Consider the following 15,380-nt stretch of genomic DNA (forward strand, 5'->3'; position numbering starts at 1 on the left):
CCGGGGGAAGAGTGGAGGCGGCAGATCCCGCGCCCACCCCTCATGGAGTCGCGTTGTACACCGCACACCCCGACCGCTACGCCGACATGCCCTACCGGCGCACCGGACGCAGCGGCCTGAAGCTCCCCGCCCTGTCGCTCGGCCTGTGGCACAACTTCGGACCCGACCGGCCCGTGGAGACCCAGCGGGCCATCCTGCGCCGTGCCTTCGACCTCGGCGTGACCCACTTCGACCTGGCGAACAACTACGGCCCGCCGCCCGGCGCGGCCGAGTCCGCCTTCGGCGCGGCCCTGAAGGACGACTTCGCCCGCTACCGCGACGAGCTGGTGATCTCCACCAAGGCCGGCTATCTGATGTGGCCCGGCCCGTACGGCGAGTGGGGCTCGCGCAAGTACCTGCTCGGCTCGCTCGACCAGAGCCTGGGGCGGATGGGCCTGGACTACGTCGACATCTTCTACTCGCACCGCCCGGATCCGGACACTCCGCTGGAGGAGACGATGGGCGCCCTGCACAGCGCGGTGCAGCAGGGCAAGGCGCTCTACGTCGGCGTGTCCAACTACTCCGCCGAGGAGACCCGGGAGGCCGCCCGCATCCTCGGCGAGCTGGGCACCCCGCTCCTCATCCACCAGCCGCGCTACTCGATGCTCGACCGGCGCCCCGAGGACGAGGGCCTGCTCGACACCCTGGACGAGCTCCGGGTCGGCTCCATCGTCTACTCCCCGCTGGAGCAGGGCCTGCTCACCGGCCGCTATCTCGACGGCATCCCGGAGGACTCCCGGGCGGCGAGCGACAGCCCGTTCCTGAACTCGGACGCGGTCACCGAGGACCTGGTGGCCCGGCTGCGCGCGCTGGACGAGGTGGCCGCCTCCCGCGGCCAGACGCTGGCCCAGCTCGCGCTGGCCTGGGTGCTGCGCGGCGGCCGGGTGACGTCCGCGCTGGTCGGCGCGAGCAGCGTCCGCCAGATCGAGGACAGCGTGGCGGCCATCGGCAACCTGGAGTTCGACGCCGGGGAACTGGACCGGATCGACGCCATCGTCAGGCCCTGACACACCCCGGCCCGCGACCGTCGTACGAGCCCGGCCGCCCGCCCCGGCGGCCGGGCCCCTCGCGTACGCCGCTCCTCACGCGCCGTCGGGCACCCGGTCGAGGAAGCCGAGCACGGAGCGGATGCGGCCGTCCGCGTCCAGCGTGATCACGTCGAAGCCGGCGACCGGGGCGGACCGCTCCCCGGACGAGGGGTCCGCCTCCTCGCTCACCAGTTCCCAGGAGAAGCGCGCCGTGTCGTGGTGGCCGTCCACGGAGCCGAGGGGCCGGAAGACGAAACCGGGGAACTGCTCGTGGGCGGCGGCGATGACGGCCGCGATCCCGTCGTGCCCGCCGACGTCGGCGAGGGGGTCGGTGTACCGGCCGTCCTCGGTCCAGGCGGCGGCCACCGCCTTCGCCCGCTGCTCCGGTCCGGTGGCGTTCCAGGCGTCGAAGTAACGGGCCGCGGCGGTCTCGTAGCGGTCGGGGGTCGCGGTCATGGGCGATCAGCCTCCATCGAGGATCGGTACTGGTCGGAACCCGGATCCCCGCTGCGGCGACCCGGTACCGCAACCCTGCCGGGGGCGGCCGGGGGCCGTCGATTACCCCCGGGGTCATGGCCGGCCGCCCAGGTCCCCGCGAGGCCCGCGCCGGACCGCGCCGTTTCGGCCAGGATCCGCGCGGAATATGCCAGGAGACTGGCCGGAAAAATATGGTGACAGTGATTCATCGGTGAACATACTCGACGGTGCGGGCTTCACTTCCAGCGAGGCCCCGATCACGCACCGCACACGAGCCGCGGCGAAAGCGAGGCCGGCCCGCAGGCGGACGACGCGACGGGGGAGTGCGCATGCACGACGAGTTCCTGTGCCATGTCACCGCGTACGGCATCTGCGGCGGACGGCGCATCGGAGTACCGCTCGGCACCTACCGGGCCCCCACGCTCGCGCTCGCCCTGTGGTGGCTGCGCGACCGGGCGAGCTGGATCGCCGACCGCCTCGACCCGCGGCCGGAGGCCGCCCACTTCCCGCCCCGCGCCCTGGTGCCGGTCGCCGACACGGTGCCCGACGTGCCGGCCGTCCTGCGCGCCTGGTGCGGTGATCCGGCCCGGCAGGAACTGGTCGCCGACGAACTGGCCGCGGGCCGGCTGGTACGGCTCGCGACCGGCGACGAGACCACCGAGTACGAGCTGCTCGCGGAGTCCGTCGACGCCCTGCGCATGCAGCGGACGATACCGGCGCTGGTCATACCGGTGGCCTGACCTTCCGCCGCGCCGCCGGGGGCCGGGCACCGGCCGCAGAGGACCCCGCCGCGACCGGCGGCCCCTGTGCGCGGTGGGCGAACGCATCCGAGGGACTGCGGGGCCGGGCTCGGGGTACGAGGACTGGAGCGACGGCCACCGGTCGCACCGGGCCTTTCCGAGAGAGAACAGCATGACCGAGTACCTGGGCGGGGCAGTGATACCGACTGGTTTCGACGTACCCGTGGAGCCGCTGCGGCGCGCGGCGCACTACACCGGCGCCCCCGGCTGCATCGCCGAGGCGCGTGCCTTCGCCGCCCGGTTCCTCCAGCGGCTGCGCACGGAGTGGTGCGCGAGCGTCGACGACCGCGCCGACGGCGAGCTGCTGCTGATGGTGAGCGAACTGGTCACCAACGCCGACCGGCACAGCAACGGCCCGTACATCCTGGAGCTGGAGGGCACGGACAGCTCGGTCGTCGTGTCCGTGTACGACAGCAGCACGGCCCTGCCCCGCCGGTTCCCGAAGAATCCCGAGCGCGTCGGGCGGCACGGACTGGAGATCGTGCACGCGCTGGCCGCCGAGGTCACCGTCGAACGCGTCCCCGTGGGCAAGCGGGTGCGGGCCGTCTTTCCCCTGCGCCGGGGCTGAACCTCTTCACCTCTTCTCCCGCACCGGGCCGAGCCCCCACCCGGGCACTCGGCCCTTCGGCGTCGTGCCCTCCGGACGTCAGGCGCAGCCCAGTTCCCCGAGCATCCCCTGGCGCAGCCGGGTGATGATCCGCTTGATCAGCCGGGAGACGTGCATCTGGGAGCAGCCCAGCCGCTCGCCGATCTCGGCCTGCGTGGCCTCCTCCACGAACCGCAGGTGGATGATCTGCCGGTCGCGCTCGCTCAGCTCCGCCATCAGCGGGGCGAGCGCGTGGAAGTCCTCCACGAGCCGCAGGCCCTCCTCCTCCACGCCGATGAAGTCGGCGAGCACGGCCTCGCCGTCCTCGGGGCCGTCCCCGGTGAGCGCGGCGTCCAGGGAGGCGGAGTTGTAGCCGTTCGAGGCCAGCTGGGCCTCGACCACCTCCTTCTCGGAGAGGTTCATCAGCGTGGCGAGCTCCGCCACCGTCGGATCCCGGTCCAGCCGGCTGGACAGCTCCTCCCGCGCCTTGGCCAGCTCCACCCGCAGTTCCTGCAGCCGGCGCGGCACGTGGACGGCCCAGGTGGTGTCCCGGAAGAACCGCTTGATCTCGCCGACGATGTACGGCAGCGCGAACGACGTGAACTCGACCTCGCGCGACAGCTCGAACCGGTCGATGGCCTTGATGAGGCCGATCATGCCGGTCTGGACGATGTCCTCCATGTCGTCGCCGCGGCCCCGGAAGCGTCCGGCCGCGAACCGCACCAGCGACATGTTCATCTCGATGAGTGTGTTGCGCGCGTACTGGTACTGGTGCGTTCCCTCTTCCAGCTCGGCCAGCCGGCGGAAGAACTGGCGGGACAGCTCGCGCGCGTCGCGCGGGGCGACGGACGCCGGGTCCGTGATGCCGGGCAGTGACCCCTCGTCGTCCGTCCTGTCCCGCCCGGTCTCCTCGACGGCCTCTGCTTCCGACCGGATCCCGGCGGCGGTGTTCATTGCCTCTCCCACGAAAGTCACGGTGCGACGTCTCCCTGTGCGGCCTCCGGTCCGGCACCGGGTGGAGCCGGCCCCAGTGTCCAGGCAGCGTCTCCAGCGGGTACCCGCCGTCCGGCGGATCATGCCTTCCCGTGAAGCCGCTCACGGCGCGAGTACCCACGGTGACGCGGTGCATGCCCCCGCCATCACGCGGTGGCGGGAAACGGCCGGCCGGGGCCCCGGTCGGGCGAGGATTTCCCTCAGGGCGCAACGCCCGGCCCTTGCCCCCGACGGTACCGCTCCTAGGCTGACGGGATGACCGACCCGGTGAGCGACGAAGCCCGAGTGATCCCCCTGCGACCGGCACCGGCCCGTCCCGAGGCGCCGGAGGACGGGCCCGCCCCCAGGGAACCCCTGTGGCGGGACCTGGTCGGCGAGGTGCTGCGCCGCGAGCGGCGGGCCCAGCGGCGCACCCTCAAGGACGTGGCCGACGCGGCGCGGATCTCGCTGCCCTATCTGTCGGAGATCGAGCGCGGCCGCAAGGAGGCGTCGTCCGAGGTCCTCGCCGCCGCCGCGCACGCCCTCGGCCTGGGCCTCGGCGACCTGCTGGCGCGGGTGCACGGCGAGCTGTCCCGCCGTACGGCCGTCCACCACCGCGCCGCGGCCCCGCGGCACGGGTCGCACCGCGGTCTCTGCCTCGCGGCCTGATCCCGGCGCGCCGGGCCTTGCCGGGCCCGGCCGCCTTCCCCCGTTCGCGTGGGCGGCGGCCGGGCCGGTGAGTTCCGCGGCGTGCGACGGTCTCCTGTCACGATCGCGTTCCCGGGCCTGTGCCACGCCTCGGGAGGCCCACGACCACCGACGGATTCCTCACCTGATCCGGCCCCGGCCCGGACGGTGCCGTGCCGACCGTGGGGCGTACGCGGGCGCGTAGCGCATGCCGGGCCACCACCGTCGCACGCCTCCTGACCGCATGCGCCGCGGGCCGCCGCAGCGGGACGCCGACCGCGCCGCCGGCCGGATCGCCCGTCCCGGCTCACCGCGCGGGCCGGACCCCGGATGACTAGCGTGAACAAACGGGGCACAGCACATCAGGAGGGTCGCGAGCATGGCCGTGCAACCCGAAGGAACGCCCTGTTGGGCCGACGCGATGTTCAGCGACGTCGAGGGAGCCAAGCGGTTCTACGGCGACGTCCTCGGCTGGACCTTCGGCGAGTCGTCGTCGGAATACGGCCACTACACCCAGGCCTACGCGGACGGCAGGGCCGTCGCGGCCGTCGTCCCGCCCATGCCCGGCCAGGAGGGCCAGTCCCGCTGGTGCCTGTACTTCGCCTCGCCGGACGCCGCGGCCACCGCCCGCAGGATCCGCGACAGCGGCGGGGAGGTGCTGCTGGAACCGATGCGGGTCGGTGATCTCGGCACGATGTGCCTGGCCCGGGAGCCCGGCGGCGCGGTGTTCGGCGTGTGGCAGGCGGGCACCCACGAGGGCTTCGAGGCGACGGCGGTGCCCGGCGCCTACTGCTGGGCCGAGGTCTTCACCAGGGAGCCGGAGCAGGCGGACGCCTTCCTCACCACCGTCTTCCCCTACCGGATGAAGGAGATCGAGGACGACGCGGTGGACTTCCGCATGTACGACGTCGGCGAGGACACCGTCCTCGGCCGGATGCGGATGACCGACGACTTCCCGCCCGAGGTGCCCGCGTACATCAACGTCTACTTCACCACCGCCGACTGCGACGCGGCCGTCGACCGGGCCGTCGGGCTCGGCGGGATCCTCCGCTTCGGGCCGATGAGCAGCCCCTTCGGCCGGTTCGCGGCGCTCAGCGACCCGCAGGGCGCCGACTTCTCGGTGATCGACATCACGACCACCGAGGGGCGCATGCCGAAGATCAGGGACGTCTGACCGGCCCCGGCACGGCCCCGCCCGTGGCCATGGCATCATCGAGCGCATGCGTGAACGTGTGGTGGCCGCGTGCGACGGGGCTTCGAAGGGGAACCCCGGACCGGCCGGATGGGCGTGGGTGGTCTCGGGCGGCGACGAGCGGACCCCCGCCCGCTGGGCGGCGGGCCCGCTCGGCCGGGCCACCAACAACGTCGCCGAGCTGACGGCCCTGGAGCGGCTGCTCACGGCCGTCGACGCGGACGTGCCGCTGGAGATCCGGATGGACTCCCAGTACGCGATGAAGGCCGTCACCACCTGGCTGCCCGGCTGGAAGCGCAACGGCTGGAAGACCGCCGCCGGCAAGCCCGTCGCCAACCAGGACCTGGTGGTCCGCATCGACGAACTCCTCGGCGGCCGGTCCGTCGAGTTCCGCTACGTACCCGCCCACCAGGCCGACGGCGACCCGCTGAACGACTTCGCCGACCGCGCGGCCAGCCAGGCGGCCTCCGTGCAGGAGTCCGCCGGCAGCGAACTCGGCTCCCCGGAGCCCCCGCCGTCGCCCGGCACCCCGGCGGCGGCCGGGGCGCCGCGCCGGAAGGCGCCCCGCCGGACCGGCGCCGGGGCGTCCTCGTCCGCCCGGACCATCAAGGCCAAGTTCCCCGGCCGCTGCCCGTGCGGCCGGTCCTACGCGGCCGGCGAGAAGATCGCCAAGAACGCGCAGGGCTGGGGACACCCGGAGTGCCGTACCGCCGACGCCTGATCAGGCGTCGAACGTGTAGTACCGGGTGTGGTCCAGCAGGTCCGCCGGGCGCACGGTGTTCCACGGCTTCATGGTCTCGTTCAGGTCCACCACGTCCGGCGTGCCGCCCGCCGGCACATAGGCGGCGTCCGGGTGCCGCCGCTGCCACTCGGCCCACAGCTTGTCGACGTAGGCGTGGTGCAGCCAGAACACCGGGTCGTTGGGGGAGACGCCGGTGGCCATCTGCCCGCCCACCCAGACGTGCACCCGGTTGTGCAGGTTCACCCCGCGCCAGCCCTCCAGGTGGTTGCGGAAGCCGTCCGAGGCGCTGTTGTACGGCGGCAGGTCGTACGCGCTCATCGCCAGCACCGACTCCACCTCGGCGCGCGTCGGCAGCTCGGCCACGCCCGTGCCGAGCGAGCGCCGCAGGAACGTCCGGCCGTCGACGCGCACGTTGACCGGCCAGTTGCCGGTGGACGCGGCGAACGGGCCGTCCATCACCCGGCCGTCGGTGCTGCGCCCGGTACCGCCGAGGAAGTCCGGCGCCCACAGCGAGGCCCGCACGGTGCGGTCGCTGCTCCAGTCCCAGTACGGCAGCGTGACGGAGGAGTCCACGGCCTGCAGCGCCTGTTCGAAGTCGAGCAGGAATCTGCGGTGCCAGGGCAGGAAGGACGGGGAGCGGTGGCCGGTCCGCTCACCGCTGTCGGTGTCCGCCATGATGAACTCGTTGTGCGTGCGGACGAAGTCGTCGTAGCGCCCGGCGCGCTTGAGTTCGAGGACGGCGGCGACGAACCGGCGCTTCTCGTCGGTGGTCAGGGCGGCCTGGTTCTTGCGTACGGTCATGGTGCTCGGTGCTCCGAAGTCCTTGCGGGGGCGGTCAGTTGGCGGGGAACGGCAGCAGCGGGGCGCCCTGCAGCTCGTCCACCGCGGCACGGGCGGCGGCGCGCGGGGTGGGCACCGGGTCGTAGTGGCTGACGACGCTGATCCAGCTGCCGTCGGCGTTGCGCATCACGTGCAGCGGTACGCCGTCGACGAACACCGCGTAGCCGCCGCCGTGTCCGTGGTGGTGTCCGGTGTCCTCGGCCGGACGGCCCTGTATCCGGCGGCCCTTGTAGACCTCGTCGAAGGAGTCGGGCGCGGTGGGCTCGTGGTGGCCGGCGGCGGACGCGGCCGTCGCGGCGGGAGCGGTGTGGGCGACGGCCGCCGTCGCGGTCGCGGCGACGGCGGCCGCCGCGGTGAGCGCGCGGCGCCGGGTGATCTCGGGCATGCGGGTCCTCCGGAAGAGTGATCCTTTGGTGACGACGCATGCCTATCGGCAGGTCCGGGAGCAGGAGAAATCTCCCGGAACCGGTTGGCTGTGATCCGGACAATTAACCACATGTCATACAGAGTTGAACAAAGATGATCTTGCCGTGGAGGTGGCCCGATCCGCACCGGAACGGGGAATTCCTTGCCGGGCCGCCCCGGTTTTCCTTGATCCTTTCCGGTGGCGGTCCGCCCGAGTGGCGCGGCTCACCACGCCAGACTGACGCGATCGGATGGGCCGCCCGCCCCTGCTACGCTCCGTTTCCGATCTACTACGTCTGGTGACCGTCAGGGGTGTGCGCGTGAAGGTCGTCTGCGTCGGAGGCGGGCCCGCCGGCCTCTGCCTCGCCCTCCTGCTCAAGCGACAGGACCCGGCCCACGACGTCACCGTCCACGAACGCGGCCCCGAGGGCTCCACCTACGGCTGGGGCGTGACGTACTGGCGCGGGCTGCTCGACCGGCTCCACGAGTACGACCCCGAGACCGCCCGCGCCGTGGAGGAGCACTCGGTGCGGTGGACGGACGGCGTCGCCCACGTCGGCGGCCTGACCACCCGGCACCACGGCGACGAGGGCTTCGGCATCGGCCGGCACCGGCTGCTCGGCCTGCTCGCCGCCCGGGCCCGCGCCCTCGGCGTCCGCCTGGAGTACGAGAGCGCGCCGACCCGGCCGCCCGCGGGCGCGGACCTCGTCGTCGCGGCCGACGGCGTCCACAGCGCCCTGCGCACCCGCCGCGCCGACCACTTCGGCACCCGCGTCACCCCGGGCCGCAACCCCTACCTCTGGCTCGGCACCACCAAGGTCTTCGACGCCTTCACCTTCGCCTTCACCGAGACCCCGCACGGCTGGATCTGGGCCTACGGCTACGGCTACGACGACGGCCACAGCACCTGTGTCGTCGAGTGCTCCCCGGAGACCTTCACCGGACTCGGGCTGGACCGGGCGGATCCCGCCGAGAACCTCGCGCTGCTGGAGGAACTCTTCAGCCGCGTCCTCGACGGCCACCCCCTCGTCGCCCGCCCCGGCGCCTCCTGGGAAACCTTCCGCACCCTCACCAACCGCACCTGGCACGACGGCCGCGTGGTCCTGGTCGGCGACGCCGCCCACACCACCCACTACTCCATCGGCGCCGGCACCACCCTCGCCCTGGAGGACGCCATGTGCCTGGCCGACGCCCTGCGCGCGCACCCCCTGCCCGAGGCCCTCGCCGCCTACGAACGCCGGCGCCGGACCGAGCTGCTGTCCGCGCAGAGCGCCGCCCGCCACAGCGCCCGGTGGTACGAGAACCTGCCCCGCTACATCCACCTGCCCCCGCACCGGATGTTCGCGCTGCTCGGCCAGCGCCACTCACCGCTGCTGCCGTACGTCCCGCCGCAGCTGTACTACGGCCTGGACAAGGCGGCCGGACGGCTGGAGTCCCTGCGCAGGCTCAAGCGCTGGCTCGGCCCCCGCGCCGCCCGCGCCCTGCACGCCCGCGCCGAGCGCGCCCGCTGACCCGCCCCGCCCCACCGGACGTGGAGCCCTCACACTCACGGGGCCGGGGCCGGGCCTGGAGGTGAGCGGGGGCCCGGCTCCGGCGCTGGGCGGAGCCGTGGCGGACGCAGCCGGTGCCCGCCGCGGGCCGGGCGGTGGCGGAGTGGTGGCGTCGGGGAGCCGGTCCCCGATCCGCGCGGGTTGGGTGCCGCGGAACGCGGTGACGTCCGCGCCACGGCCGGCCCCGCGCCACGGCAGACCCCGCGCCTGCGACCGGCGCCGCGCCACGGCAGACCCCGCGCCTGCGACCGGCCCCGCGCCCACGGCCGGCCCCGCGCCCACGGCCGGCCCCGCGCCTGCGACCGGCCGCCGGCGGAGGCCGTCCGGGGCGCTGCGCCGCCTCGCCTCCAAGGGCGGGCCGCACGAGTCCGTTCCGCCGCTGCCGGCGCCGGGCGACCGGGCCGGGGCCTGACCGGACCCGTTCGCACCCGCCGACGGCCCACGCGACCACTGCACCGGCCACCGTCCCGCCGCCCGGAACGGAACCGGGCCCGAGCCGCGCGGCCGAGGCCCGGCGGCGGCTCGGCGCGGTGACGGTGAGTGGGGCGGTGACACTACGGGGATGGATCTGCTGTCACTGCGCTACTTCCAGGCCGTCGCCCGGCATCAGCACATCAGCCGGGCCGCCGAGGAACTACGGGTCGCCCAGCCGTCGGTGAGCCGGACCATCCGCCGGCTCGAGACCGACCTCGGCGTCCCGCTGTTCGACCGCCACGGCCGCCGTATACGGCTCAACGACCACGGCGCCGCCTTCCTGGTCCGGGTCGACCGGGTGCTGGCGGAACTCGAGGACGCGCGGCGGGAGATGGCCGACGCCGCCGGACCCGGCCCCGGACGGGTCGCCGTGGCCGCCGAGACCCTCCTCCAGCTCTCCGGGGTGCTGTCCGCCTTCCGCGCGCTGCGGCCCGGGGTGCGGGTACGCCTGTTCCAGGCCCCCGTGGACACCATGCACCGGCACCTGCGCTCCGCCGAGGTCGACTTCGCCATCGCCTCCCAGCCGCTCGCCGGGCCCGGACTGCGCACGCTGGAACTGGTCCGCGAGGAGGTGCTGCTGGCCGTGCCGGCCGGGCACCCGCTGGCCGGCCGGACGAGCGTCACCGTGGCCGAGCTGGCCGGCGAGGACTTCGTCAGCACCCGCGCCGGCCATTGGCAACGAGCCCTGCTGGAGCGGCTGTTCGCCCGCGAGGGACTGACCCCTCGGGTGGTCTGCGAGGGCGACGAGGCCGCCGCCACCCCCGAACTGGCCGGCGCCGGACTCGGCCTGTGCCTGCTGCCGGCCGTCGCCCGGCGGGCCATCGGCGAGGACGGCCCGGTGGCCTGGCTGCGGCTGGACGCCCCCGACTGCCACCGCACGCTGACCCTGGTGTGGCGGCGGGGCGCCTACCTCTCGCCCGCCGCCCGCGACTTCCGCAAGGTGGCCGGGGAGCGGCTCATGTCCCTCGCGTCATGAACACATGGCCGAACCGGTCGTGGAAGGCATGAACGCCCCGGCACTAGCGTCGGCCGTGCCCACCACCGCCTCGGACGAGGGAGAACAGCGATGAGCGAGCAACAGACCCCTGCGCGCGCCGGGTTCCGCAGTTACGCGGAGGCCGTCCTCGACGTGCTGGCCGCCGAACCGGCCCGGCCCGCGGTCACCACCGCCGAGGGACGGGTGGTCGGCGCCGGCGAGTTACGGGACCAGGTCCACCGGCTCTCCTGGGAACTGGCCGAGCGCGGGACGGGACGCGGGGCCACGGTGACCCTGCTCACCGGCAACACCGTGGAGGCCCTGGTGGCCCGCTACGCCGTCGGTCTGACCGGCGCCCGGGTGGTCGTGCTCTACGAGGGCATGAGCCCGCCGGTCATGGCCCGGGTGATGGAGAGCGTGGACTGCTCCCTGCTGCTGGTGGACGACCGGCAGCGGGAGGCGGCACGGCAGCTGTCGCGGCTCCCCGGCACCCCGGAGACCCTCTGGCTCGGACCGGACGGCGAGGCCGAGGACGTGCTCGCGGCGGCGGCACGGCGGCCGGCCCGGCCGATGGAGGGCCGGGCCGGGCCCGACGACGACTGGTGCGTCCGGCACACCGGCGGGACCACCGGCGTCCCCAAGGGCATCCGCATGACCCACGGCGCCTACCGGCTGAGCATGGACCAGGAATTCGCCGCCGCCGGCGACCCGCCCCGCTTCCTGGCCTGCACCGCCCTCGCCCACCTCGCCGGGATCTTCGCCGACCTGGCGCTGTACCAGGGCGGCTCGGTCGTCCTGCGGCACGGTTTCGAGCCCGGGGACGCGCTGGCCGCGATCCAGCGCGAGCGCGTCACCCACACCTGGCTGCTGCCGCCCCTGCTCTACCGGCTCCTGGACCACCCCGACCTGCCGCGCACCGACCTGTCCGCCCTGCGCCGCGTCAGCTACGGCGGCACCCCCGCCTCACCGGCCCGGATGCGGCAGGCCGCCCGCGTCCTCGGACCCGTGCTGCACGGCATGTACGGACAGGCCGAGACGCAGCTCATCACCCGGACCGGCCCCACGGAACAGGAGGTCACCGGACACGGCGGCCAGCTGACGGTCGGCCGGGCCCTGCCGGGCGTGGAGATCACCGTCCGGGACGCCGACGGCACCGCCCTGCCGCCCGGGGAGTGGGGCGAGGTCCGGGTGCGCTCGCCCTATGTGATGGGCGGCTACTGGAAGCAGCCGGAGCTGACCGCCGAGGTGCTGCGGGACGGCTGGGTGCACACCGGCGACGTCGGCTATCTCGACGAGGACGGCTACCTGTACCTGGTGGACCGGGTCAAGGAGAAGATCGTGGTCGTCGGGGGCCATGTCTATCCGGCGGAACTGGAGGAACTGCTGCTCGGCCATCCCGCCGTCGGCCGGTGCGCGGTGTTCGGCAGCCGGGACGACGACGAGGTCGAGCACGTGCACGCCGCCGTGGTGCCCGCCGCCGGGCAGCGCCCCGTGCTTGAGGAGCTCCGCGACTTCGTCACCGCCCGCAAGGGGCGCCTCTACGCTCCCGACGCCCTGCACCTGGTGCCGGACATCCCGCTGACGGCGGCGGGCAAACCGGACAAGCGTGAGCTGCGGGCCCGGCTGGCCGGCTGAGCCGACCCGTCAAGTGCACGGGATGCCGTGACGGATGACAGACTGACGCCATGGACGAACGTGTGATCGGCAGGTCGGGACAGTGGGCATCGGTGGTCGGGCTCGGCACATGGCAGCTGGGCGCCGACTGGGGCGACGTGGACGACAAGGTGGCCCTGTCCGTGCTGGAGGCGGCGGCCGAGGCCGGGGTGACCTTCTTCGACACGGCTGACGTGTACGGCGACGGGCGCAGCGAGGAGACCATCGCCTCCTTCCTGCGCGGCCGTCCCGACCTGCACGTCCTCGTGGCCACCAAGATGGGCCGCCGGGTGGAGCAGATCCCGGAGAACTACGTCCTGGACAACTTCCGCGCCTGGAACGACCGCTCGCGCCGCAACCTCGGCGTCGACCGCCTCGACCTGGTGCAGCTGCACTGCCCGCCCACCCCCGTCTACTCCTCCGACGAGGTGTTCGACGCCCTGGACACCCTGGTCGAGGAGGAGCGCATCGCCGCCTACGGCGTGAGCGTGGAGACCTGCGAGCAGGCGCTCACCGCGATCGCCCGGCCGGGTGTGGCCAGCGTGCAGATCATCCTCAACCCGTTCCGCATGAAGCCGCTGCGCGAGGTGCTGCCCGCCGCCCGCGAGGCCGGCGTCGGCATCATCGCGCGGGTCCCGCTCGCCTCCGGGCTGCTGTCCGGGAAGTACACCAAGGACACGGTGTTCGCGGCCGACGACCACCGCACCTACAACCGGCACGGCGAGGCCTTCGACCAGGGCGAGACCTTCTCCGGGGTCGACTACGCCACCGGCGTGGAGGCCGCCGCCGAGTTCGCCGCGCTCGCCCCCGAGGGCTACACCCCGGCCCAGCTCGCACTGCGCTGGATCATCGAGCAGGAGGGGGTCACCACCGTGATCCCCGGCGCCCGCAGCCCCGAGCAGGCCCGCGCCAACGCCGCCGCGGCCAAGCTGCCGCCGCTGGCGCCCACGACCCTCACCGCGATCCGGGAACTGTACGACCGCCGGATCAAGGACCAGGTCGAAAACCGCTGGTAGCCGCTTCCCCGTTTGACGAACGGGCGGCCGGTTATACGGCTGTGCATGACACGGGAAGGGCGGCGCAGAGGGCGCGACGAGACGGAGGAGGAGCGGGCCGACCGGATGTGGGGTGAACTCATCCAGGAGGTCCGCGTCGCACAGACGGGCGTACAGATCCTGTTCGGCTTTCTGCTGACGGTGGTCTTCCAGCCGAAGTACGCGCGGCTGGCCGACACCGACCAGACGATCTACATCGTGACCGTCGTCATGGGCGCCTGCGCCACCGGCGCCCTCATCGGCCCGGTGTCCCTGCACCGCCTGGTCTCCGGCCACCGGGTCAAGCCCCGCGCGGTACGGCTGGCCTCCCGGCTGACACTGGTCGGCCTGGCCCTGCTGCTCGCCACGATGACCTCGTCCCTGCTGCTGATCCTCCGGGTGGCCACCCACAACGGCTACGTCCCCTACCTGGTGTCGGCCGTCGTCGCCTGGTACGTCCTGTGCTGGTACATCCTCCCCCTGTGGGCCCGCCACCGGAACCCGCGGGACCCGGAGGACTAGGGCCTGCCCGGAGCGGCTGCCGTCTTCGGCGACGGCGTTGGCCGGACACCAGGCGCCCGCCCCGGCGCAGGACGTGGGCTGCCCGCGGGACGGCCGGGTGCGGGGGCGCCCAACCGGCCCCGGCCCCGCTCCGACCCCGGCTCGGCCCGTGGTCCATCGGACGGGACGCGCACTGCCGCAGGCGTCCGCAGTGTCCGGAGATGGCGGTCGTGGTGGTGGCTGAGCAGGAGCAGGGACAGTACGGCGCCGGTCAGGGCGCAGAGCATGTCCCACTGGGTGTCCCAGGGGTCTCCCTGGGTCGCCAGGAACGCGTCGGCGCCGTGGCCGCCGATCTCGGCCGCCAGCCATTCCAGCAGCTCGAAGCAGGCGCTGAAGGCCAGGCAGGCGCACACGGTGAGCGGGGCCAGCCAGCGGCTGCCGCGCAACGGCGAGGTGCGGGTGAGCAGTTCGCGGACCAGCACGGCGGGGACGAAGCCCTGCATCAGATGCCCGAAACGGTCGTACGGGTTGCGGTCCAGGCCGAAGGCGTCGCGCACCCAGTCGCCCGCCGGGACCTCGGCGTACGTGTAGTGCCCGCCGACCGCGAGGACCAGCGCGTGCGCCGTGAGCAGCCCGCACAGCAGCCCGGTCAGCGGAAAGCGCCGCCAGCACAGCACCACCAGCGGCAGGCCGACCAGCACCCACACGGTCTCCAGGAACCAGGTGGCGCGGTCACGGGCGCCGACCGCCGAAACGGCCAGCCCCGCGGCCACCACACCGGCGAAGACGACGGGCGGTACCCGGCGCGGCGCCCGGAGCGGGGCGGGATGCGCAGCGGTCACGGCGGGGCTCCTTGCTGTGAGGCGTCGTAGAGCCCCCATCGTGGCGCCGGGCCGGGGCCGCCGGCATGAGTACGGCTACTCACCCCGCGGAGAGGATCTCCGCCAGCAACTCGTCCACGTCGACCCGCTCCTGGCCCGGCGGCACCACCCGGTACGTCTCGCGCAGGAACGCCGCCACCCCCGGCGCCCACGCCAGCACGACCGCCCGGTGCCGGCTGCCGTCCTGGCGGGTGTCCCCGAGGAACTCCATGCGCAGCTCGTGCCACGGCCCCGTGTCCTGTGGCCGCAGCCGTACGTCGCCGATGCCGACCGAGCCGGCCAGGCCCTCGGCGAGCATCGCCCGGTCCAGCCGCCAGGACGCCAGCACCCGGCCGTCGTGGGCGAAGACGGCGGTGACGGCGAACGGGTCGTCGGCGGCGTAGCCGAGATGGGCCAGCACCGGACACCGTCCGGTGCCGGGCGCGAGGAGCTGCACCACCAGGGTCTTGTGCACGAACGGGTTCACGCGGGGCCTCCGGCAGACAATCGGCGTAGAAGCCTCTAGTACCCCGGCAGTGCCCAGGATGCTCACTCGTGCGGCTG

General features: G+C 73.8%; 16 protein-coding genes and 1 pseudogene. 11 read left to right on the top strand and 6 right to left on the bottom strand.

Annotated elements, in window-relative coordinates; all coding sequences use genetic code 11:
• Window positions 1-53: 53 nt before the first annotated feature.
• Window positions 54-1,046, top strand: coding sequence for an L-glyceraldehyde 3-phosphate reductase (gene mgrA, locus ACZ63H_RS14640; protein WP_469864835.1), 993 nt, complete (start codon window positions 54-56; stop codon window positions 1,044-1,046).
• A 75-nt stretch (window positions 1,047-1,121) separates the two neighbouring features.
• Here the strand turns inward: mgrA and ACZ63H_RS14645 are convergent, their stop codons facing one another.
• Window positions 1,122-1,523, bottom strand: a complete 402-nt coding sequence (locus ACZ63H_RS14645) for a nuclear transport factor 2 family protein (protein ID WP_469864837.1) — start codon at window positions 1,521-1,523, stop codon at window positions 1,122-1,124.
• Between the two features lie 350 nt (window positions 1,524-1,873).
• Here ACZ63H_RS14645 and ACZ63H_RS14650 point away from each other — a divergent pair, with 350 nt between their 5' ends.
• Window positions 1,874-2,284, top strand: a complete 411-nt coding sequence (locus tag ACZ63H_RS14650) for a hypothetical protein (protein ID WP_469864839.1) — start codon at window positions 1,874-1,876, stop codon at window positions 2,282-2,284.
• Between the two features lie 172 nt (window positions 2,285-2,456).
• On the top strand, window positions 2,457-2,912 hold the full coding sequence (locus ACZ63H_RS14655; protein ID WP_469864841.1) for an ATP-binding protein: 456 nt from the start codon (window positions 2,457-2,459) through the stop codon (window positions 2,910-2,912).
• 78 nt (window positions 2,913-2,990) lie between these two features.
• Here the strand turns inward: ACZ63H_RS14655 and ACZ63H_RS14660 are convergent, their stop codons facing one another.
• Window positions 2,991-3,884 carry an RNA polymerase sigma factor SigF gene (locus tag ACZ63H_RS14660; protein WP_469864906.1) on the bottom strand — a complete coding sequence of 298 codons (894 nt, stop codon included), beginning with the start codon at window positions 3,882-3,884 and terminating at the stop codon, window positions 2,991-2,993.
• A gap of 294 nt (window positions 3,885-4,178) precedes the next feature.
• On the opposite strand from ACZ63H_RS14660, the gene ACZ63H_RS14665 reads away from it, so the two are divergent.
• The 3 genes from ACZ63H_RS14665 to ACZ63H_RS14675 all read left to right on the top strand — a co-directional run bounded on the left by ACZ63H_RS14665 (window position 4,179) and on the right by ACZ63H_RS14675 (window position 6,502).
• Window positions 4,179-4,571 carry a helix-turn-helix domain-containing protein gene (locus tag ACZ63H_RS14665; RefSeq protein ID WP_469864843.1) on the top strand — a complete coding sequence of 131 codons (393 nt, stop codon included), beginning with the start codon at window positions 4,179-4,181 and terminating at the stop codon, window positions 4,569-4,571.
• A gap of 397 nt (window positions 4,572-4,968) precedes the next feature.
• Window positions 4,969-5,763: a VOC family protein gene (locus ACZ63H_RS14670; RefSeq protein WP_469864845.1), complete on the top strand. Its 795-nt coding sequence runs from the start codon at window positions 4,969-4,971 to the stop codon at window positions 5,761-5,763.
• A gap of 34 nt (window positions 5,764-5,797) precedes the next feature.
• Window positions 5,798-6,502, top strand: coding sequence for a ribonuclease H family protein (locus ACZ63H_RS14675; RefSeq protein WP_469864908.1), 705 nt, complete (start codon window positions 5,798-5,800; stop codon window positions 6,500-6,502).
• Here ACZ63H_RS14675 and melC2 read toward each other — a convergent pair whose 3' ends face one another.
• Window positions 6,503-7,324 carry a tyrosinase MelC2 gene (gene melC2 / locus ACZ63H_RS14680; RefSeq protein ID WP_469864847.1) on the bottom strand — a complete coding sequence of 274 codons (822 nt, stop codon included), beginning with the start codon at window positions 7,322-7,324 and terminating at the stop codon, window positions 6,503-6,505.
• A gap of 34 nt (window positions 7,325-7,358) precedes the next feature.
• Window positions 7,359-7,748, bottom strand: coding sequence for an apotyrosinase chaperone MelC1 (gene melC1, locus ACZ63H_RS14685; RefSeq protein WP_469864849.1), 390 nt, complete (start codon window positions 7,746-7,748; stop codon window positions 7,359-7,361).
• A 334-nt stretch (window positions 7,749-8,082) separates the two neighbouring features.
• On the opposite strand from melC1, the gene ACZ63H_RS14690 reads away from it, so the two are divergent.
• From ACZ63H_RS14690 to ACZ63H_RS14710, 5 genes are all read left to right on the top strand, one after another.
• Window positions 8,083-9,279: an FAD-dependent monooxygenase gene (locus ACZ63H_RS14690; RefSeq protein ID WP_469864910.1), complete on the top strand. Its 1,197-nt coding sequence runs from the start codon at window positions 8,083-8,085 to the stop codon at window positions 9,277-9,279.
• 601 nt (window positions 9,280-9,880) lie between these two features.
• Complete coding sequence (locus ACZ63H_RS14695; protein WP_469864851.1) at window positions 9,881-10,768, top strand: LysR family transcriptional regulator; 888 nt, start codon at window positions 9,881-9,883, stop codon at window positions 10,766-10,768.
• Between the two features lie 90 nt (window positions 10,769-10,858).
• Window positions 10,859-12,403, top strand: a complete 1,545-nt coding sequence (locus tag ACZ63H_RS14700) for an AMP-binding protein (protein ID WP_469864853.1) — start codon at window positions 10,859-10,861, stop codon at window positions 12,401-12,403.
• A 50-nt stretch (window positions 12,404-12,453) separates the two neighbouring features.
• On the top strand, window positions 12,454-13,437 hold the full coding sequence (locus tag ACZ63H_RS14705) for an aldo/keto reductase (protein WP_469864855.1): 984 nt from the start codon (window positions 12,454-12,456) through the stop codon (window positions 13,435-13,437).
• 45 nt (window positions 13,438-13,482) lie between these two features.
• Window positions 13,483-13,977, top strand: a complete 495-nt coding sequence (locus ACZ63H_RS14710) for a DUF6328 family protein (protein WP_469864857.1) — start codon at window positions 13,483-13,485, stop codon at window positions 13,975-13,977.
• Window positions 13,978-14,165: 188 nt separating this feature from the next.
• Here ACZ63H_RS14710 and ACZ63H_RS14715 read toward each other — a convergent pair.
• A pseudogene (locus ACZ63H_RS14715) lies at window positions 14,166-14,837 on the bottom strand (DUF2238 domain-containing protein); the annotation flags it as partial.
• Between the two features lie 40 nt (window positions 14,838-14,877).
• Entirely contained in the window at window positions 14,878-15,303 is a 426-nt protein-coding gene (locus ACZ63H_RS14720) for an SsgA family sporulation/cell division regulator (protein WP_469864859.1), read from the bottom strand.
• Between the last annotated feature and the right edge of the window lie 77 nt (window positions 15,304-15,380).

Source organism: Streptomyces sp. NPDC104831, from assembly GCF_055583025.1.